The 19,711-nt window shown below is 63.7% G+C and carries 14 protein-coding genes; 9 read left to right on the plus strand and 5 right to left on the minus strand.

The annotated features are described in order from the left end of the window. Positions 1-291: 291 nt before the first annotated feature. The 3 genes from WC729_RS06290 to WC729_RS06300 form a co-directional block, all read right to left on the minus strand. On the minus strand, positions 292-1,836 hold the full coding sequence (locus WC729_RS06290) for a sulfatase (protein WP_372850641.1): 1,545 nt from the start codon (positions 1,834-1,836) through the stop codon (positions 292-294). After that, entirely contained in the window at positions 1,833-3,248 is a 1,416-nt protein-coding gene (locus tag WC729_RS06295; protein ID WP_372850643.1) for a sulfatase, read from the minus strand. The genes WC729_RS06290 and WC729_RS06295 overlap by 4 nt, the downstream gene beginning before the upstream one ends. A 71-nt stretch (positions 3,249-3,319) precedes the next feature. Further along, entirely contained in the window at positions 3,320-5,767 is a 2,448-nt protein-coding gene (locus WC729_RS06300) for a TonB-dependent receptor (RefSeq protein WP_372850645.1), read from the minus strand. A 144-nt stretch (positions 5,768-5,911) separates the two neighbouring features. On the opposite strand from WC729_RS06300, the gene WC729_RS06305 reads away from it, so the two are divergent. The 5 genes from WC729_RS06305 to WC729_RS06325 all read left to right on the plus strand — a co-directional run bounded on the left by WC729_RS06305 (position 5,912) and on the right by WC729_RS06325 (position 12,271). Continuing rightward, complete coding sequence (locus WC729_RS06305; RefSeq protein ID WP_372850647.1) at positions 5,912-6,949, plus strand: LacI family DNA-binding transcriptional regulator; 1,038 nt, start codon at positions 5,912-5,914, stop codon at positions 6,947-6,949. A gap of 91 nt (positions 6,950-7,040) precedes the next feature. After that, positions 7,041-8,072, plus strand: a complete 1,032-nt coding sequence (locus WC729_RS06310) for an alpha/beta hydrolase (protein WP_372850649.1) — start codon at positions 7,041-7,043, stop codon at positions 8,070-8,072. Then, positions 8,069-9,298 carry a sugar MFS transporter gene (locus WC729_RS06315; RefSeq protein ID WP_372850651.1) on the plus strand — a complete coding sequence of 410 codons (1,230 nt, stop codon included), beginning with the start codon at positions 8,069-8,071 and terminating at the stop codon, positions 9,296-9,298. Before WC729_RS06310 ends, WC729_RS06315 begins: the two co-directional genes overlap by 4 nt. Further along, positions 9,295-10,821, plus strand: coding sequence for an alpha,alpha-trehalase TreA (gene treA, locus WC729_RS06320; RefSeq protein ID WP_372850653.1), 1,527 nt, complete (start codon positions 9,295-9,297; stop codon positions 10,819-10,821). The genes WC729_RS06315 and treA overlap by 4 nt, the downstream gene beginning before the upstream one ends. Positions 10,822-11,158: 337 nt before the next feature. After that, a complete protein-coding gene (locus WC729_RS06325; protein WP_372850655.1) occupies positions 11,159-12,271 on the plus strand; it encodes a metallohydrolase in 1,113 nt (370 codons plus the stop codon). 709 nt (positions 12,272-12,980) lie between these two features. Here WC729_RS06325 and WC729_RS06330 read toward each other — a convergent pair. Beyond that, positions 12,981-13,298, minus strand: coding sequence for a hypothetical protein (locus tag WC729_RS06330; protein WP_372850657.1), 318 nt, complete (start codon positions 13,296-13,298; stop codon positions 12,981-12,983). Positions 13,299-13,617: 319 nt separating this feature from the next. Between WC729_RS06330 and WC729_RS06335 the strand changes: the two genes are divergently transcribed. Then, entirely contained in the window at positions 13,618-14,211 is a 594-nt protein-coding gene (locus WC729_RS06335) for an RNA polymerase sigma factor (RefSeq protein ID WP_372850659.1), read from the plus strand. After that, positions 14,189-15,229 carry a FecR domain-containing protein gene (locus WC729_RS06340; RefSeq protein ID WP_372850661.1) on the plus strand — a complete coding sequence of 347 codons (1,041 nt, stop codon included), beginning with the start codon at positions 14,189-14,191 and terminating at the stop codon, positions 15,227-15,229. Before WC729_RS06335 ends, WC729_RS06340 begins: the two co-directional genes overlap by 23 nt. A 150-nt stretch (positions 15,230-15,379) precedes the next feature. On the opposite strand, the gene WC729_RS06345 is transcribed toward WC729_RS06340, so the two are convergent. After that, the gene (locus WC729_RS06345; RefSeq protein WP_372850663.1) at positions 15,380-15,637 is read right to left on the minus strand and encodes a hypothetical protein; all 258 of its coding nucleotides are present in this window, start codon (positions 15,635-15,637) and stop codon (positions 15,380-15,382) included. A gap of 18 nt (positions 15,638-15,655) precedes the next feature. Here WC729_RS06345 and WC729_RS06350 point away from each other — a divergent pair, with 18 nt between their 5' ends. Together WC729_RS06350 and WC729_RS06355 are read left to right on the plus strand one after the other, a co-directional pair. Beyond that, positions 15,656-18,340 carry a TonB-dependent receptor domain-containing protein gene (locus WC729_RS06350; protein WP_372850665.1) on the plus strand — a complete coding sequence of 895 codons (2,685 nt, stop codon included), beginning with the start codon at positions 15,656-15,658 and terminating at the stop codon, positions 18,338-18,340. A 112-nt stretch (positions 18,341-18,452) separates the two neighbouring features. Then, the gene (locus WC729_RS06355) at positions 18,453-19,700 is read left to right on the plus strand and encodes a sialidase family protein (RefSeq protein WP_372850667.1); all 1,248 of its coding nucleotides are present in this window, start codon (positions 18,453-18,455) and stop codon (positions 19,698-19,700) included. Positions 19,701-19,711: the final 11 nt, after the last annotated feature.

Below are 19,711 nucleotides of genomic sequence, written 5' to 3' on the forward strand. Positions count from 1 at the left end.
GCTGCAGCGCGCGAGGCGGGGATGAGTGCTTTGCGCCCCGGCCACCCAGCGGCCCGTAAGCTGAACCCGATAGCCGACATTCGTTCACGTAGCGGCGTTCGGCTCGAATGGAGGAAAGCGGCATGGCCGCTTTCGGACGCCGCTCGACGGATTCCCGTCATTCGTTAATCGAGTTGGGCGTTGTTTACCGAGGCTGCTGCACCGCTTCTCTCCCAACCCAAGCAAGAGAGCGTCTTTTACGGACCTGTATAGACCCGGCTGCAAGATACTGGTCGATCTCGACGTTGCCGTTCAGCGTGAGGGCGAACGAAAGAAGCGTGGCGGGAAAGGCGCTCCTGGCGGTCCTGCCGGGTCGCGCAACTCGTTGCGCTCGCCGGCATCGGCGCTGAGCGGGATCTGCATGCCGCCGGTCGTTTCGAGCAACTCGAAGAGCTTGGTGCTCATCCGTTCGGCAAGTGCCTCATGGCCGGGACGCGCCAACAGATTATCGCTCTCGTGCGGATCGGCGGCCAGGTCGTAAAGCTCGTCCAGATCCCAGATGCCGTGGAAATGAACATATTTGTACCGATCCTCACGCAGCGCGTGGACAGTCGGCGTCTGGGGGAAATTGCGCTCCCAATAATATTCGTAGAGCAAATCCTTGCGCCAGGGCACCGGTTTGCCCGCGACGAGTGGCAGCATGCTCGATCCCGCCATGCCGGCCGGCGCTTCCAGTCCCGCGCAGGCGAGCATGGTCGGCGCGATGTCGATGTTGGCGACGACCTGCTCGACCGTGCCAGGCTCGAACAGCGACGGGCAGCGTGCGAGCAGGGGAACGCGCATTGATTCCTCGTAGGCGGCGCGCTTGTCGATCAGGCCATGCTCGCCGAACATGAAACCATTGTCGCCCATGTAGACGATGAGCGTATCGTCGAGCTCGCCGCGTCGAGCGAGCAGGTCCATCACCCTGGCGAGGCCTTCGTCGACCGCAAGAAGCGTTTCCATGTACCGCTTGTAATAATCGCTCACGTCGAGTTTGCCGTGATAGGGATAGTCGACGCCGTGCCAGCTGTTGCGCTGGTTCTCCACCCACATCGGCCGACCGGGCACATCCGGCTTCATGGTTGCGGGGTAACGGAAGACTTCCTTTTCATAGCGGCCTTTGTGGCGCTCCGCCGGAATGAATTCCGAGTGAACCGCCTTGTGCGCAAGATGCATCATCCATGGCCGCTTGCCGTCGCGCTTCCCGATCCAGTCCAGCGCATAGTCGGTCAATTCGTCGGTGATGTACCCCTTTTGCGGCACGTTGCGGCCGTTGACGTTGAGGCCGTTCTCCTCGGGCAAATAGCTTCCCTGACCCTTGAAGCTGACCCAGTGATCGAACCCCGGCTGCGGCCGATCGGTTTCCACCCCCATGTGCCATTTTCCGATGAAGGCGGTCTCGTAGCCCGCGCGCTGAAGATATTGCGGGTAAAAGACGAGGCCGGGCGGGATCGGATGGTTGTTGTCCACGACGCGATGCTGATGCGCATACAGCCCGGTGAGGATCGAGGCACGGCTCGGCGAGCAGAGGGCGGTGGTAACGAAGGCGTTGCGGAAATGAACACCCTCGCGCGCCAGCCGGTCGAGCGTCGGCGTGTCACCGAACGACTGCGTCTTCATGAAGCCCAGCGCGTCGTAGCGGTGATCGTCGGTGAGGACGAACAGGATGTTCCTCGGCTTTACGCCCGCTTTTCGCTTGAGCGCCGCGAGCGGTCGCGGCGCGGCCGCCTCCGCACCCGCGGCCCAGCTATAGAGACCGAACGCCCCGAGGCTGCCCGCGAGCAGGACGCCGCGACGATCCGGCGCATCGCTCATTCGGACTTGCCGACATGGCTGTACGGGTCCGTCTGGCCGGCGAGCCAGGGGTCCCTGGTTGCCGCACGGCGCGCGCGCAGGCGCTCCGCCAGTTGTGCCCGCACCGAGGCGTACCCGGGATCGTTCGCGACGTTCGTCAGCTCGTTCGGATCCCGCCTCAGGTCGTACAGCTCCTCAGCCGGCCGCTTCAGATACGAAGCCTGGGTCCGCCTGCCCAGCCTGATCGACGGATCGGCAACGATCGCCCGCCAGCTCGGCGATCCCGCAACATCGCCCGCAATCGGGTAGTCGAGCGGGTGCGCGAGATTGAGGATATAGCTGTGATCGCGCGTGCGGATCGCGCGCATGGGATAATATTGATTGATCTCGTGAAAATCATGGCTGGCGAACACCGCGTCGCGCGCCGCATCGCCCGACTTACCAAGCAACGGCAGCAACGACTGGCCGGAGAGCTCGTAGTCAGGTCCTTCCGCACCGGCCCAGGCGAGGATGGTCGGCGCGATATCGACCCAGCTCACCATCGCATCGTTGACCGAAGCGCCCATACCCGGCGCGCGAACGATCAGCGGCAGGTGGAGGCCCGGGTCGTAGAGGTTGGTCTTGGCACCAGGGAAAGGGCGACCATTGTCGCTCAGGAAGATCACCAGCGTATCGTCAGCGCGGCCCATCGCGGCGAGATCGTCGAGCAGCATGCCGATGCCGCTGTCGAGACGGCTGACCGACTCGTAATAGGCCGCCAGATCCTGCCGGACCGCCGGCAGGTCCGGGAGGTGTGACGGGATCGGAACGCGGCCCGGATCGTATCGCACCGGCTTCACATCCGGCCAGACACGGTCGTTGCCGTAGTCCACCGCGGCACGATGCGGATCGCTGTAGCCGATGGTCACGAAGAACGGCCGGTCATCGTTCGAGCGGATGAAGCTGGCCGCGGCGACCGACAATTCGTGCACGTCGCGGATACCGCCGCGTTCCGGAACCAGTTCCGCCTCATAGGGGAAGGCGACATCCGGGCCGACATGCTTCTTGCCGACCAGGGCGGTGGCATAGCCTGCGCGGCGCAGCATTGCCGGCAGCGTCTCGATCCCCGGCAGCAGCGACTGGTGATGCACATCGTGCTCCAGCCCGTACATGCCGTTCTGATGGGTATAGAGGCCGGTATAGATCGACGCCCGGCTCGGGCTGCACGACGATACCGTGGCATAGCCCTGCGAAAAGCGCGTCCCTTCGCGCGCCAGCCGGTCGATGCGCGGTGTCTTGATATCGACGCCGAAGCAGCCGGCATCGAGGCCCTGGTCGTCGGAGATCAGCAGCAACACGTTGCGCCTGGGAGGCGCGGCAATCGTCGCACGCAGCGGTGCCGCGGACATCGCGGCGGCGCCTGCAATCGCCTTCAGGACATTACGACGATCCACCGGCGTCTCCGTCTTGGGGAGAAAGCGACAGGCGACCCGCTTCCGGCCGGGCCGGAAGCGGGTCGACCAGATCAGAACTTCACGGCCGCGCTGAAGCGGAACGAACGGCCGAGGATCGGACGCGCCAGTACAACGCCGGAGCCCTGCGAACCGATGACGCGCGGGTTACCCTCGGTCAGGCCGAACTCGTTGGTGAGGTTGTTGGCGCTCACCTGCAGCGTCACCCGGTTCATCACCTCGACCGACACACCGGCATCGAGCTGATAATAATGCGGCAGCAACTGCTTGTTGTCGGGATCCGAGAAGCGGTCGCCGGTATACTGCACCGTCGCATACAGCGACGGCTTCAGCCCGGCGACGTTCACGTCGATCGCCGGCGTCACGCGCCAGGCCCAGCGCGGCTGACGCTGCACCATGTTGCCGGTGTCGTCGTTGAGACCGTTGTTGGAGAAAAAGTTCTGATAGGTGCCATCCAGATAGGTGCCGGACGCGGAAACGCTGAACCATTGTACCGGACGCACGATGCCTTCGAGCTCGACGCCGGTGGCCTTGGCGCCGCCGATCGCACTGGTCGGCACGTTGTTGACGATCCCCGTGGTGGCCAGGCCATCGAACTTGTTGTGGAACACCGTCAGGTACAGGTTGAGCATCTGGCTGGAGAACTTGATGCCGCCTTCATAGGTGTCGACCTTGGCCGTGACAGCCGTGGCGGTGTGATTGGCGATCTGTGCCGCCGACAGCCCGCGAAGATTGTCGAATTGCGGGAAGCTGTGCCCGCGGCTGTAGCGCGCGAACACGCCGAGATTGCGCGACAAATCGTAATTGGCGCCCGCCGTCCAGGACCATTGGGCGTCGCTATAGTCGATGAGCTGCGGCGCCACCGCCAGCACGTTCGAGGCATTGTCGTACAGCGTGTTCGCGTTGCCATCGACATTGACGGTGCCGCCCGGCGTACGGACCTGGCCGTTCACCGTGTGACGCTGCCAGCGGATGCCGCCATCGATGCGGAGTTCCGGCGTGATCTGAAACTCGTCCACCGCGTAGAAGGCGTAGTCATTGCCGGTGTAGCTGCCGTCCACGAGGAAGCCCTGGCCGCCGCTGAGGCCGGTCGCGCTCGACGCGACCCGACCATCGGCGAGTGTCAGGCTGAGCAGGCGCGCATTGGGCGTGGCCGTCAGCAGGACGTTGTTGCCGAGCGCCCAGTTATCGCGTGTCGTGTAGTTGGCAAAGTAGAAGCCGCCGGTCAGCGTGTTGCCCCCGCTCTTCCATTCGAGCGCCGAGTCGGTAACGAACGACGATATCTTTTTCCGAACGTTCCACACGCCGGCCTGCATCACTGGCGTGCTGGCACCGGTCGAGACCGCGCCGCCGCCATTGGCGTAGGTGAGCGAGCCGACAGTCGAGCCGGCGCCGCCCAACGTCGCGGCCATTGCCGCTGCCGTCGTCGGCGCTGCCACGGGGACGAGGCCGTTGGTGTCGGCGTTGCCGCCAAGATAGGCGGTACGCTCCCGCACGCGCAGTCCGTCCGCAAGCTCATATTCGAAATTGATGCCGGTGTTGAAAACCTTGGCGCCGCGGCCCTGCGACAGATCGATGCGGCGGCCTGCCACGTTCGTGACGACCTTCGTATCCGGGCCGATCAGGCTGTTGCTGTTGCCGGTGAAGCCCGGATACTGGCCGATCTCGCTGCCGTTCTGCATGACCGGGATCGTCAGCAGCCACTGGCCATGATCGTTGAGATAACGACCATAGATCTCGACCGAGCCGCGCCCATCGAAATCATGATGGATATTGGCGGTGATCTGACCGCCTTTTTCCGCATCGAAGCCTGGATTGCGGATGCCGTGGCCCTGGGCATAATAGCCGCCCACCATGAAGCTGGTGTTGCCGCCGAGCGGCCCGGAGACCCAGGCGTCGCCACGCTTGTCGCCGTAATCGGTGATGGAGAACTTCGCGAACCCCTTCAGCGTATCGCCGCCGATGCGCGGCACGACGTTGACGGTCAGGCCCGGCTGGCCCGCCGAGAAGAGCGATCCGGTGCCGCCGCGCACGGCCTCCACGCGCTCGACCGTCTCGTCGAGTCGGATGAGCTGCGAGTTTTCGAGGAACGACAGCGTCGCAGGCGGGAAGATCGGCACGCCCGCCACCTGGAACGTCACGAACTGCGCATCGCCACCCGCCGGATAGCCGCGGACGAAGATGTTCGCGCCATTCTGGCCACCCGAGCTCTCGGTCATCACACCCGGGACGGTGCGCAGCAGGTCTGCCGTGCTCGTCGGCGCGGCGCGTGTGATCGCGGCGTTGCTGAGCGTGGTGACGGCAAAGGCGGCGTCCTGGCGCCGCGTGCCGGCACCGGCCGTACCGACGACGACGATGTCCTGTTGTTCCGGTTCATCCGCTACCTGCGCTGCCGAGTCGGCGGGGGCTGCGGGGGCTGCGGGGGCCGACTGGGCGTGAGCGATTTGAGCGGAAAGCGCCAGCGGTGCGGCGCTGAGCAGATAAAGAGCGGTGCGGATCATGAATCCTCCCCTTACGGATAAACCGGCATGATTGCCTTGGCAGGGTTGCTTGCTAAATCGTTATGAAATGCATTTCAAGAGCCCAGTGAAGCGAGATGTTGCAGGCTTGCCACACCGTCCCGCGCTCGCCTACGGTCCCAACCTATGAGCGATGATCTGCCGAAAGCGCCGGGGCGTGGTGCGCGTGCCGCACGCCCGACGATGCAGGACATTGCGCGGCTCGCCAATGTGTCGATGCCGACCGTGTCGCGCGTCCTCAACGACAGTCCGCTTGTCACGGAAGAGACGCGCGCGCGCGTTCTCGAGGTCGCGCGCGCGCAGGGTTATGTCGTCAATCGCAACGCGCAGAAGCTGCGCAACGCGCGCACCGGGACCGTCGCGGTGATGCTCGATTTCGCCTCTCACCGGCACGGCGCGATCGGCGATCCCTTTATTTTCGAGCTACTTGCGGGCGTCTCCGAGGCACTGTCGATCCGCGACCAGGAATTGCTGCTGTCGCCGCCCGGCCTCGATGACGCGCGCGCCTTTGAGGATTTTTTCCGCGCCCGCGGCGCCGACGGCTTCATCATCCTCGGTCAGGGAACGCGCGACGCCATGCTGCGGACCATGGCGCAGCGCGGCGTGCCGATGGTCGTATGGGGCGCTGTGCGAAAGGACTCGGGCTATTGCGCGGTCGGGAGCGACAATATTCGCGGCGGTCGGCTGGCGGGCAAATATTTCCGCGAGCGAGCCCGCAAGCGCTGGCTGTTTCTCGGCGATATCCGCCATGAAGAATTACGCCTGCGCTATGAGGGGCTTTGCCTGGAGGCGGAGGCAGCCGAGGGCGTGACGGTCGATTTCCTTCCCATCGTCTCGATGGCGTTCACCGCGACCGCGCAGACGGTCTCCTCCTATCTCGTCGGCGGCGCGCGACCTGACGCGGTCTTCGCCTTCTCGGACACCGCGGCCATGGCGGCCCTTGGCGCCTTTCGCGAGCATGGCCTGACCGCGCCGCGCGATTTTTCTCTCGTTGGTTACAATGACATACCCCCGGCCGCGCATTTCACGCCGGCACTCACGACGATCAACCAGAAGACCGATGTGGCAGGCGCCCTGCTCGTCGAGAAACTGATGCAGCAGCTCGACGGAGCGCGCGCGCGATCGACCCTCCTCCCGACCGAGATGGTGATCCGCGAGACCTGAGCACCTATTTTCTTGAAATGCATTTCATGGCAACCTAGGCGTGAAGAAAGACGCGAGGAGCATCCGCTCCCGCACGCTGGGGAGGTTGTCGATGAAAAGTGCCCGGCTGGGAGTGTTGCTCGCCGTTGCGGCGGCCGTGGCACCATCGACCGTCGAGGCGCAGGTGGTGCCGGCTTTCACTATGCCGCCGTCGAGCCAGCTGAGCCCGGAGGCGCTGGCCATCCTCAAGCGCATGGACTCGGCGACCGCACCGGCCGACATTGCCGGAAAAATCCCGAAGCAGCGCGCTTTCTACCAGCGGTTCAACGACGACCGCCTTGCCGAGATGCGGCGGCGCTTCAGGACGATCATACGCCACGAGACGATCGGCGGGGTCGCGGTCGACGTGGTTGAGCCGGCCGAAGGCGTCAGCCCGGCCAATCGCAACCGTGTCCTCATCAACGCGCATGGCGGCGCATTCCTGTGGGGCGCGGGCAGCGGCGCGTTGGTCGAAGCGATCCCGATCGCGGCGACGATGCGGGTGCGCGTGGTAACGGTGGATTACCGCCTCGCGCCCGAGCATCTTTATCCGGCCGCGTCGGAGGACATGATGTCGGTCTATCGCGCGCTTCTCGAGACCTATCGACCGAAGGCCATCGGCCTTTACGGCTGCTCGGCGGGTGGTGCGCTGGTCGCGCAGACCACCGCCTCGCTTCATCTCGCGAAGCTGCCCCTCCCGGGTGCGATCGGCACCTTCTGCAGCACCGGGGCACCTTATACGGGCGACAGCCTTGCTCTTTCAGGGCCACTTGCCGGCAACGCGCCGGTGACGACGTCGCCGGTCAGCCCCTATCTTGCCGGCGTCCTGGCAAGCGACGTGCGCGCCTATCCGCTGCTGTCCGACGCAGAGACCCGCGCCATGCCGCCGACCCTGCTGCTGGCCGGCGGCCGCGACTTCGCCGCGAGCACGCTGACCCTGGCGCATCGTCGTCTTGCGGCCGCCGGCGTGCCCTCCGAGCTTTATCTCTTCGATGGCCTGCCGCACGCTTTCTTCATGTGGCCTGACATGCCCGAATCCATAGAAGCGTTCCGCCTGATCGCCGGCTTCTTCGATCACCATCTCGCGCAGGGAAGCCTGAAATGAACCGCATCCGCGTCATCGTCGCGCTCGCTCTCACCTACGCGCTGCTCGGCGTGATGATGAACAGTGTCGGTGTCGTCATCCTGCAATCGATCCGGCACTTCGACGCGACCAAGCCGATGGGCTCCACGCTGGAGGCGTGCAAGGATCTGACGGTAGTCGCGGCGTCGTTCCTGGTTGCGACTCGCGTGCCGCTGTTCGGCTTTCGCCGCGCGCTGACCGCCATGATGGTGCTGATGGCGTTGACATGCTTCCTGGTGTCGTTCGCGGGTAGCTTCGTCATGATGCAGGTGCTGTTCGTCGTGATCGGGTTCAGCTTCGCGATCGCCAAGGTCGCGACCTATGCGACGATTGGCCTGCTTGCACGCGACGCCAGCGACCATGCCAGCATCACGGGCATCGTCGAGGGCGTGTTCATGGTGGGCATCCTCGCTGGCGTATGGCTGTTCGGCTGGTTCATCGGGCTCGACGACAGCGGCACCGGCTGGCTGCGCATTTATTGGGTGCTGAGCGCGGCGTTCGCGTTGATGGCACTGGTGTGGAGCGCAACGCCGATCGACGAGAGCGCCGCCGCCGCGCCCGACGGGGCCGAAAGCGCGCATTGGGGTGAAATGGCGCGCCTGGCTGTCCTACCCGCCAGCGTGGCGGTCCTTGCCGGGCTGTTCTTCTACGTGCTCATCGAACAGAGCGTCGGCACCTGGCTGCCGACCTTCAACAACGAAGTGCTGCACTTGCCGCCGGCAATGAGCGTGCAGCTGGCGAGCATCTTCGTCGGCGCCTCGGCGGTGGGCAGGCTGGCCTCGGGCGTGGTGTTGCGGCGTGTCGCCTGGTTGCCTGCGCTGCTGGGCTGCCTCGCCTGCGTCGCGGCGCTCGTGCTGCTGTCGTTGCCGCTCGCCCATGGCGGGCATCCGAATGGCGTGATCGACTGGTTCCACGCGCCACTCGCTGCCTATCTCTTTCCGCTGCTGGGGCTGTTCCTGGCACCGATCTACCCGACGTTGTGTTCGGTCGCGCTGAGCGCGCTCCCACGGCACCGGCATGCCGCGATGATGGGGCTGATCGTGATCTTCTCCGCGCTTGGCGGGACGATCGGTTCGTTCATTACCGGCATGTTGTTCCAGCATCTGCCGGGCACGCTCGCCTTCTATTTCACCCTGGTGCCGCTGGGGCTGATCGCGCTGATCCTGCCCATCATCCGCCGCCGACAGGATAGCGGAGTCGCTGCGTGACGCCGTCGCCTTCCGATATCTGGGGAGCCTTGTTCGCAGCCGTGCAGGAGCGGGGGCTGTTCCCCGACTCCAAGACCTTCGCCGACGCCGTCCCGCGTCGCCCGGCCGAGGCAATCCTGGCGGACTGGGCGCGAACCCAGCATGACGACGCGGCACTCGAGGCGTTCGTCCTGGCGAACTTCATCCTGCCGGAAGCCGATGCGAGCGTACCTCCTCCCGATGGCCTGCCCCTCGCCGAGCATATCACGGCCTTGTGGCCGAGCCTGACTCGCGAGGCGGACCGGCCGGACGAGGGCGGCTCGCTGCTCGCGCTGCCGCGTCGCCATGTCGTGCCGGGCGGGCGATTCCGCGAGCTATATTATTGGGACAGCTATTTCACGATGCTCGGCCTCGCCCGATCGGGGCGCCAGGATCTCGTCGAGGATATGATCGCTATCTTCGGCGACCTGCTGACCCGCTATGGCCACATCCCCAATGGCACCCGCAGCTATTATCTCAGCCGTTCGCACCCACCGGTCTTCTACCTGATGGCGGCCTTGTCGCAGGACCGGAGCGAGGCGGGTCGCCGGCAGCGCCTGGACTGGATGCGGATCGAGCATGAATTCTGGATGGCGGGCGAAGAAACGTTGGGGGAACCTGGCGCGCATCGCCGTGTCGTGCGGCTCGCCGATGGCGCGCTGCTCAATCGCTATTGGGACGATCGCGCCACGCCGCGCGACGAGTCATGGCGCGAAGATGTCGAACTGGCGCGTGCGGCACCCGATCGCGACGCCGGAGAGCTCTGGCGCGACTTGCGCGCCGCGGCCGAGAGCGGCTGGGACTTCAGCGCGCGCTGGCTCGGCGACCGTGCGACGCTCGCGACGATCCGCACGACGCGCTTGCTGCCGGCGGATCTCAACGCGCTGATCTACGGCCTTGAATGCGCCATTGCGGCAGAGGCCGAAGCGCTGGGCGATGCCCCGACCGCGGGAGCGTTCGCACGGCGTGCGGCCAGCCGCGCCGCTGCATTCGATCGGCACCTCTGGAACGACCAGGCCGGCTTCTATGCTGACTATGATCTAGACCTTGGCGCCTGTAACGACATGTTGACCGCAGCCCTGGGGTTCGCGCTCTTCACCGGTATCGCACCCGCCACGCGGGCGAACCCGATTGCCGATGCGCTCCGGCAACTGCTGCGGGCTGGCGGATTGGTGACTACGTGTTCACGCACCGACCAGCAATGGGATGCTCCGAACGGCTGGGCTCCGCTGCAATGGGTCGCGATCACTGGCCTGCGCGGCTATGGCCTGGATTCGCTTGCCGACACCATCGCAGAGCGATGGCTGCGCCTGATCGACGCCTATTACCGCGAGACCGGTCAGTTGCTCGAAAAATACGATGTCGAACGCGGTACTGCCGGGGGCGGCGGCGAGTACGGCACCGAGATCGGGTTCGGATGGACCAACGGTGTGACGCTGGAATTGCTTGCGCGATCGGATGCTGGCGAGCGCCTGCGCGGTGATCGTGCGCCGTACGGCCGCTGATCGCCCCGGCGGCGCAGCCGTGCCGCCCGGCTTGCAAAAAACGATGATGGGAGGATGATAGATGAGGAAGCCGGTCGCCGTTTTGCCTAAATCGCTCGCTCGGACTGCAACGTACCTGCGGCGATCAGGTTTGAAACGCGGTGTGTCCGCTGCGCTGGCGCCGGCAGTCCTCCTATGCCTGACACCGTGGCCGGTTGTCGCTCAGTCCAGCAAATCCACGCCGGTCGGTACGGCGGCAGGCACGCTTCCGGCATGGTCGAAAGGGTATTTCGACATCCACCACATCAGCACAGGGCGAGGTAATGCCACTTACTTCGTCTTCCCGGACGGAACGACATTGCTGATCGACGCAGGCGAAGCCGATCCCGCGTTCGTCGAGCGCGTACGCCCGCTGAAAGCGTTCCCGCCTCGCCCGAACGGGGAACATTCCGCTGCCTATTGGATCGCGGACTATATTCGACAGTTCGCGCCCACCGGGCAGGCGGTGAAGCTCGATTATGCGCTCATCACGCATTTCCACACCGATCATCTGGGTACGATCACGGCCGACAAGCCGGTGTCGAAGACCGGCGCCTATCGACTTGCCGGCATTACCGAGGTCGCCGATCTCATCCCGATCGGCACGCTCCTCGATCGAGCCGCGCCGGCCTATGATTATCCCGTCGATCTACGGCAGTGTAGCAAGGGCGCGGATGGCGTGCAGGACTCCGATCAGCTCTCGCTGGCGAACTATCTCGGCTTCACGGCTTATCGGATGGGCCATGGTCAGACGGTAGCGGGTCTCAAGCCGGGCGCGCTGGACCAGATCAAGCTTGCCCAGGCGTCGGCGTTTCCGACCTTCCACATTCGCAACATCGCGTCGAACGGCGTGATATGGACAGGCGCACGCGACGAGACACAACACTATATCCCGAAGGGTGCGGTCTCGGATTGCCATTTCGACGAGAACCCGTTCAGCAACGTGCTGAGATTTTCCTATGGCCGCTTCACCTATTATTCGGGCGGCGATATCCCCGGTGTCCCGAATTACACGCAGCCCTGGTGGCGCGATATCGAGACACCCGTTTCTGCGGTGGTGGGACCGGTCGACGTGATGTTGCTCGATCACCACGGGAACAGGGATTCGACGAACGAGAATATCCTTCGGAACCTGGCTCCGCGCGTCATCGTGCAGGAAAACTGGCTGTCGCCGCAGCCTGGCGAAGAAGTGGTCACCAGGATGGCGTCGAAAGGCCTTTATGCCGGCGATCGGGATGTTTTCTCCACCGGGATGAGTGCGGAGAGTCGCATCGTGATCGGCCCTGTCATGGACAGCATCTACAAGAGCTACGGCGGCCATGTCGTGATCCGGATTGCTCCCGGCGGCGAGCAATATGAGGTCTATGTCCTCAACGACACCGACAGCGACCGCTACGTCACGATGCGGTTTGGGCCATACCGATCGAAGTAGATTCGTCCGCTGGTCCTAGTGTTTCGCTCTGCTCGGCGCTGAGGAACGGATAAGCACCCCATAATCGGCTATTCATGGCGCTCCGCGGATCAGGCCCAATGCTGATCCAGGATCTCGCGGCTGTCCTCACCCGGCTGGATCGGCCAGGAGCGGATGCCCGAATTTAAGCGAGTAAGTCGATTGCCCAATGCCCAACGACAATCCTTCGGTAGGCCGCTTTAGATCGTCGATCTCTACCGCCAGACTCGGCCGGCATTTGAGCTTGCCCGCGAGTCGATCGGGCATGCCGATAATCTCAAGCTGCTGATGGACAAGCTGGATGGCCCGCTAAAGGCGTTCCGTTCGCTGCCCGCCGCCCCCTATCGCGACAAGGTCGACTTGATGTTCAAGCGCGTCCGCAACGAGGAGGGGTGACGCTCCGCCTGCTCTCCCCAAGAGCTGTCAGTCAACAACCGGCCCATTTTCTGTCAGTCGGAGATATCTGTCAGGCAAACGCTGATTGTCTACTTCTGGCAGGACCCGTCGTTCGACCCGTCGCGAGGGAATGGCTGCTAAGTCCCATTTCTCGCCGTTCGGCGCCGGTGTTCGGCGTCGCAGACGGGCGATCAGATCGGATGAACGAACGTCTGAAGCTAGGAAGCGGGCAGCTCGCTCTGAACGTCCACAACTGGGTCCTCACCGCCGCGAAGTAGCGGCCGGGAGTCGACGATCAGTCGCCGTTTGCGTCTACCATGAAAACCATCGGCTTGCCGCGGGATGCCGGCTCCCACCCCGCCGATAATGCTGCGCGAACGCCCCGGGCGGCAATCGCGTCGTTTATTTGGGAACGACCCTTGGGTAACCCTTTCAACAGGCGTTTGGGCGTGGGGAATTCCAGGTGCGCCTCGCGCTGGGTATCCATCTGTCGCAATGAGACTGTCATGCCCTTCCAGCCGTCCGCCGTGAATTGCGGCTCCCGCTGGAGCTGCCACTCATATTTCAGGCCGTCGATGTCGACGATGCCAGCCAGACTATTCGTATGAACCATGACGCAACGTAGCAGGTATGCGGCTTCTTTCCACCAGAGCAGGCCGTTCCGATCGCCGATCGCGCGCTCCGGAAGCGGTCGACCTGAGCCCCGGTGACAATCCACTTTATCGACCAGGCCGACGCTCGCTGGTGCCAGTCAAGTGGACTGTCACCGGAATGCGGGAGGTTGCGGGCAGCCGCGCACCCTTGAGCGACCTCTCAACCCCGGCGTGGGTTGAGCGTCATCAATATTTCACAGGAAGCGCCTTTGGAGGCCCATCTGCACTCTTGCCGATTCGGCCGGCAGCAATTCAACGGATCACGACGGCTGGCATCGAATGGGTGATGAGCACGACATCATTTCGGCGTGGATCGGGAGAGAAATCCTCCCGCACGAAAGCGCTGTGCGCACCTGGCTTTCGCGTCGCTGGCGGAACGTCGTCGATCCAAATGACGTGATCCAGGAAGCCTATTGCCGCATCGCGAACCTGACCTCCGTCGACCATATCCTCAATCCTGCCGCCTATTTTCATCGGACCGCCCAAATGGTGGCAACGGACATCATGCGCCGTTCCCGCATCATTAATTTCACGTCCATGACCGAAAACGAATGGTCGAACGTCATGGATAGTGAACCTTTGGCGGATCGGGCGATGGTGGCGGATCAGGAACTCAAACGAGTGAACGGGCTGCTCTCCGAACTGCCCGATATCTGCCGCCAGGCAATCGAACTGCGGCGAATCGAAGGCGTGTCGCAAAGGGAAGCTGCCCAGCGCCTGGGCGTGAGCGAGGATGTCATCCGGAATCATCTTGTGCGCGGGGTGCAAAAAGTCCTGAAACTGCTGGTGGCTCAGGACATGCGCATGAGCGGCGACGAGCAAGAGACTATCGAGCAGAAAGCGGAAGCGGTTGGCACTCCCCGATCCCTCTAACAGCATCGACGACCAGGCCGCCCATTGGGCGGTGGAGGCCGCCTATAGCGACATGTCGCCTGAAAGCCGCGCCGAACTGGATGCGTGGCTGGCGGCAGACCCGCGCCATCGCGGGGCCTTTGCGCGGGTTCGTGCAGCGCTGCACGTGATGGAGCAGGCGGTGGTCGACGCGCATTCGGCGCCGGTACCCTCAACGCCTGGCCGTTCAGTGTCCATTTCCGACAACGATAACGATGTCGCGGCCAGCCATGACGAAGTCGCGCCGGACCCCCTGCGGAGAGGCTTTTCCCGGTGGGGCGGAAGAGCCGCCGCGGGCGCCGCTGCGCTGGCCGCGTCCGTGGCGGCGCTGGTGATGGTCGGCGTGCCTGCCCTGGCGCCGTTCAGACCGGCCGGGATTGCCGCTGCCGAGAAGGTGGTGCTGCTCAGGGATGGTTCGGTCGCGACCCTCCGCCACGACGCGACGCTGGAAGTCGCGCTCTCCCCCAATTTCCGCAAGGTCACCTTGTTAAGCGGCGAGGCCCTGTTCAAGGTCGCGAAGGACAAGTCGCGGCCCTTCGTGGTGCGGTCCGGCGATGTCTATGCCCAGGCGACCGGAACCGTCTATTCCGTTACCCGGGTCGGCCCGACCGGCGGAACCGTGAAGGTAACGGAGGGAAGCGTGCTGGTCTGGTCGCGCGACGAGCGCGATCAGGCGGTTCTGCTTCATGCGGGCGACGCCGTGACGCTGGACCTGGGGCCGATAGAACCGCCCGCCTCCAGAGAGATGGCCCCGCCATCGCTGCCGCCGCCCGAACTGGCGCAAATCTCGCTCGACAATGTGCCGATCAAGTCGGCCATAGTCCGGTTCAATCGAGTCAACAGCACCAAGATCGTCATCACCGATCCGGCGATCGGCGACATCAGGATCGTCGGCCTGTTCAGGGCAAATGACGTCGAGCAGTTCGCGCAAGCCGCCGCCGCCCTGTCAGGCGGAAAGGTCGCGCATGAGAAAGGACGAATTGAAATAAAAAAGAAATAAAAACGCACAAAAAGATTAATTTATCCAAGATGACCGAAATCAGGATTTTCCCCGTCAATAGGTTTGAGAACATCAACCTGAGGGACAATCCCAATGAATTCTTCCTTCTTTCGGCTGGCGTCTTCGGCGACAGCAGTCGCCCTGGCGATATCATTTCCCGCAGAGGCGCAAACCCGCAGTTTCAGTATCCCCGCACAGCCCGCATCGAGCGGTGTCCGCGAGTTTGCCCGGCAGGCCGGGATCCGGGTCATCGTCGCGGGTCGCGACACCGACGGGCGCACGACCAACGCCGTTCAGGGGAAACTCGATACGCGCGACGCGCTTGACCGGCTTCTTGCCGAAACGGGCCTGGCCGTCCGGTCCCTCGACGGGGGTGTCGCCATCCTCGGCGGCGTATCCGAGCAGCATGCGGAGACGGAAGAAACGGTGTCCGACATTCAGGTCACCGGAACGCGCATCGTGCGCAACGGCTATGACGCTCCCACGCCCACGACGGTGCTGAGCGAGGAGGAGATCGTCCGGAAAGCGCCCGAGAACATCGCCGACGTCCTCACCTTGCTGCCAGCTGTCGCCGCGGGCAATTCCCCGGCGCAGAACACCGGAACCACCAGTTCAGGCTATACCGGCGTCAATTCGCTGAACCTCCGGAACCTCGGGTCCAGCCGCACCCTGGTCCTGCTCGATGGCCGGCGCCTGCCCGCCGCGACCGTCAACGGTTCGATCGTCGACATCAACGTCATTCCCAATGCGTTCATCAAGCGCGTCGACATCGTCACCGGCGGTGCCTCGGCCGCATGGGGATCGGACGCCGACGCAGGTGTTGTGAACTTCGTGCTCGACAAGGAATTCACCGGCGTCAAAGGCAAGATCCAGGGGGGCGCCACGACCTATGGCGACCGGGCGAATTACACCCTGTCGCTTGGCGCGGGCGCCAGGTTCGCGGATGGTCGCGGGCATGTTCTTCTCAGCGTCGAACATTCCTACATCGATGGCATCGATGGCCTGCCCCGCTCCTGGTATACGGGGTACCGGACGTTCGCCAATCCGAACTGGACGGCGACCAATGGCCAGCCCAAATATCTCTCGCTGGACCATGTCGGCTATGCCTCGATAACGCCGGGCGGCGTCGTGACATCCGGTCCGCTTCGCGGCGTATATTTTGGCCAGAACGGCACGCCGGGGCAGCTCAATTACGGATCGCTGCTGACGTCGGATACCTTTGTCGGCGGAGACTGGAAGTACACCGACTGGTCGGCCAATACCCAATCCTTTCTCAATGCCAATTCCCGCCAGAGCGCCTTCGCTCGCGCCAGTTTCGATCTGACTGACAATATTCAGCTGTTCAGCCAGTTCATCTTCACGCGCTCGCATGTCACCTCGGCTGCGCCGCCAACCATCACGGGCAGCACCATCGGCATCGGCAATGCCTTCCTGCCCGCCAGCATCGTCGACCGCATGAATCTACTTGGGCTCAAGACGCTTACCATCGGGTCCTCGAACGCCGATCTCGGCAAGCGGACGTACGAAAGCGATCATTCGCTTTATCAATATCTTGTCGGTGCCAATGGATCGTTCGACCTGTTCGGGAAAGGATTCACCTGGGAGGTTTCGGGGTATCGCAGCATCAGCAAGATCGGCCAGGACGTCCTGGTGCCGGAAAGCGCAAAGCTGGCGAAGGCGCTGGACGCCGTCCGCGGGCCCAACGGCACGATCGTCTGCAACTCGACGCTGACGAACCCCAATAACGGATGTGTGCCCTATAATGCGATGGGCACCGGCGTGAACAGCAGTGCGGCCGCCGCCTATTTCATGGGAACCGACTGGGTGCGCCAGACAATCCATCAGGATGGCGTCGCGGGTACCTTGCGCGGCGAGCCCTTCTCGACCTGGGCCGGCCCGGTATCGATCGCCACCGGCGTCGAATACCGCCGCGACAAGGCCTTCGGCACCGCGAACCCGATCGGGCTGGTGGATGGCTTCGGCAACGCGAACTACAAACCGATCGCAGGATCGGTGAACGTGACCGAAGGGTTCATGGAAGTCGTCGTTCCGCTCATCGAGGGCGGGATCTTCAAGTCGCTCGACTTCAATGGTGCCATCCGCGGTACGGATTATAGCTCGTCCGGGTTCGTCACCACCTGGAAGACCGGCGTGACGTTCGAGCCGATCGACGATCTGAAGCTTCGGCTCACGCGGTCGCGGGATATTCGTGCGGGGAACCTGTCCGAGCTTTTCGCCGCGGGTTCCACCGGTTCGGCGGTCGCGTCCGACCCATTCCTCGGCGGTCAGACCTATACGGTGCAACAGATCACGACGGGAAACCCGACGATCCGACCGGAAAAGGCCGATACGATCACCTTTGGCGCCGTTCTCACGCCTCGTTTCATCCCCGGCCTGTCCCTGTCCGCGGACTATTGGGACGTGAGAATTCGCGATGCCATCACGACGGCATCCGGCAGCTCGACGGTCGACCAATGTTTCAAGGGCGACCAGGATCTTTGCGACAATATCGTTCGAGGCGACGATGGCAGGATCAAATATGTCTATGTCCGGCCCGTTAACCTGGATCTTTTCTGGGCGAGGGGCATCGATTTCGAGGCGAGCTACCGCCTTCATCTGTCCGACCTCTCCTCGTCTCTCGGATCGGGACAAGTCATGCTCAGAGCGCTCGGCACGCTCAATCTGAAGAACGGAAGCGAAAGCGGCATAACCGGCATCTTCAATTCCAGTCTCGGGGAGGGTGGCGCTCCAAAATTCAGATATCTGCTTGATGTAGCCTACAAAAATGGGCCGCTCGACGTGTCTCTGACCGGCCGCGGGCTGAGCGCCGGCGTTCGCGACGTCACCTATGTCGAATGCAGCACGAACTGCCCGGGCGGGAACAATACCATCAACAACAACCACACCGACGGCGCCTTCTATATCGACGCGTCCGTTGGGTACGGTATCACCAAGAATGTCGACGGGTTCGTCGTCGTCACCAATATCGCCAATCGCGCACCGATCGCGTCGGCCGACGGGCCGGGATTCAGCTCGGCGCAGTTCGGCTATAACCGCACCTATTCGGATACGGGCCGCGCCTTCCGGGCAGGCATTCGTTTCAAGCTCTAGGCGGCAGGCGAGGGCGGGCACCATTCCCGCGCCATCGAATGAATGGCGCCCGCCCTCGATCATGCTCCGCCGAACACCCCCTCATCCGTCCTGGACGGATCGGAGATACCCCATGAAACGCAGAGACTTTCTACTTGCCGCCGCGCTGTCCTCGATCGTGCCGCTCCACGCAGCGACCGCGCAGCAGCAGGTAAAACCGGAGGTTGTGGCGACGCCGTTCAAGCAGCGCTGGCCCGATGCTCCTTATGCCCGAAACATCTGGACGATGCAGGTTTTCGAGAACCGGCTGTATTTCGGCACGGGGAACAGCTCGAATTTCGGCCCGTCGTCCAATGCTGGCCCCGTTCCGGTCGTCTCCTATGACGGCAAGAAGTTCGCCGAGGAATATACCGTCAACGAGGAACAGATCGCCCGTTACTATCAGGCGGGCAAGGTGCTGTTCGTGCCGGGGCACGACAGTCGCGACGACTGGTCGTACGGCAACCTCTATCGCCGTGTCGGCGGCACCTGGGCCAAGCTGCGCACCATTCCCCATGGCATCCATGTCTACGACATCCGGCACTATGCCGGGCGCCTGATCGCGGTCGGCGGCGCCTATAACCAGCCCATTTCCGCCTGGATATCGGACGACGATGCGGCGACGTGGAAAGCGGCCGCGCTGCTTCCCAATCCTGCACTGGCCGGATCGGAAATCCCGGCCGGCAGAAACACGCGCGTCCTCGACCAATCGGCCCGGGTGGTCGGACGGTTCTGGACTCTGTTCGAGATCGGGGACTCGCTGTACGCCAGCACCACCGCGCCGCTGGGCCATGCCCTGGACGATGCGCACCCTCAGACGGCGACGCTGTTCCGCTTCGACCCCGCCAGGAACGGCTTTCAGCCTCTCGCGTTCGGCCACCTGTCCACGCTCTTTCCGGGAAGCTCGGCCAAGGGCGACCAGACCGGGCTGGTCCAGCGCTGGGCCAGGTTCGGCAAGGAGACCGTCTATATCGGCGGCTGGCAGCACAACGATCACCAATGGCTCCCGATCGGGCTTTTCGCGGCGGCGTCGCCCCAGAAAGCCCACCAGCTTCCTTTGCCGTCAGGCGAGCGGCCCTGGGACATCCTCGTCAGGGATGGGCGCCTTTACTGCCTTTCCGCAAGTGACGAGGGGCAGGGCCAATCCCGCATCTCCGTCACGCGCTTCGATCGCGACCTCAAGAAAGGAACGGCGGTGCTGAGTTTCACGGCGCCCACCTTCGCGAGATCCTTCGCGGTGTATCAGGGGCGCTTCTATTTCGGCCTGGGTACCGAGACCGAGATCAGCACCTCGCTTTCGGAGGCGGCCGGCACGGTGCTGAGCACGCCCTTCATCCCATGATCGGCGGCTAC

Source organism: Sphingomonas sp., from assembly GCF_041661825.1.
In the GTDB taxonomy this organism is placed as follows: Bacteria; Pseudomonadota; Alphaproteobacteria; order Sphingomonadales; family Sphingomonadaceae; genus Sphingomonas.

What these genes read in the sequence shown, in the direction of transcription:
- WC729_RS06300 (WP_372850645.1), bottom strand. Translation starts at nt 5,767, where the DNA reads ATGATCCGCACCGCTCTTTATCTGCTCAGCGCCGCACCGCTGGCGCTT.
- WC729_RS06315 (WP_372850651.1), top strand. Translation starts at nt 8,069, where the DNA reads ATGAACCGCATCCGCGTCATCGTCGCGCTCGCTCTCACCTACGCGCTG.
- WC729_RS06335 (WP_372850659.1), top strand. Translation starts at nt 13,618, where the DNA reads ATGGGTGATGAGCACGACATCATTTCGGCGTGGATCGGGAGAGAAATC.
- WC729_RS06355 (WP_372850667.1), top strand. Translation starts at nt 18,453, where the DNA reads ATGAAACGCAGAGACTTTCTACTTGCCGCCGCGCTGTCCTCGATCGTG.
- WC729_RS06310 (WP_372850649.1), top strand. Translation starts at nt 7,041, where the DNA reads ATGAAAAGTGCCCGGCTGGGAGTGTTGCTCGCCGTTGCGGCGGCCGTG.
- WC729_RS06290 (WP_372850641.1), bottom strand. Translation starts at nt 1,836, where the DNA reads ATGAGCGATGCGCCGGATCGTCGCGGCGTCCTGCTCGCGGGCAGCCTC.
- WC729_RS06330 (WP_372850657.1), bottom strand. Translation starts at nt 13,298, where the DNA reads ATGGTTCATACGAATAGTCTGGCTGGCATCGTCGACATCGACGGCCTG.
- WC729_RS06345 (WP_372850663.1), bottom strand. Translation starts at nt 15,637, where the DNA reads ATGCTGCTCGGATACGCCGCCGAGGATGGCGACACCCCCGTCGAGGGA.
- WC729_RS06305 (WP_372850647.1), top strand. Translation starts at nt 5,912, where the DNA reads ATGAGCGATGATCTGCCGAAAGCGCCGGGGCGTGGTGCGCGTGCCGCA.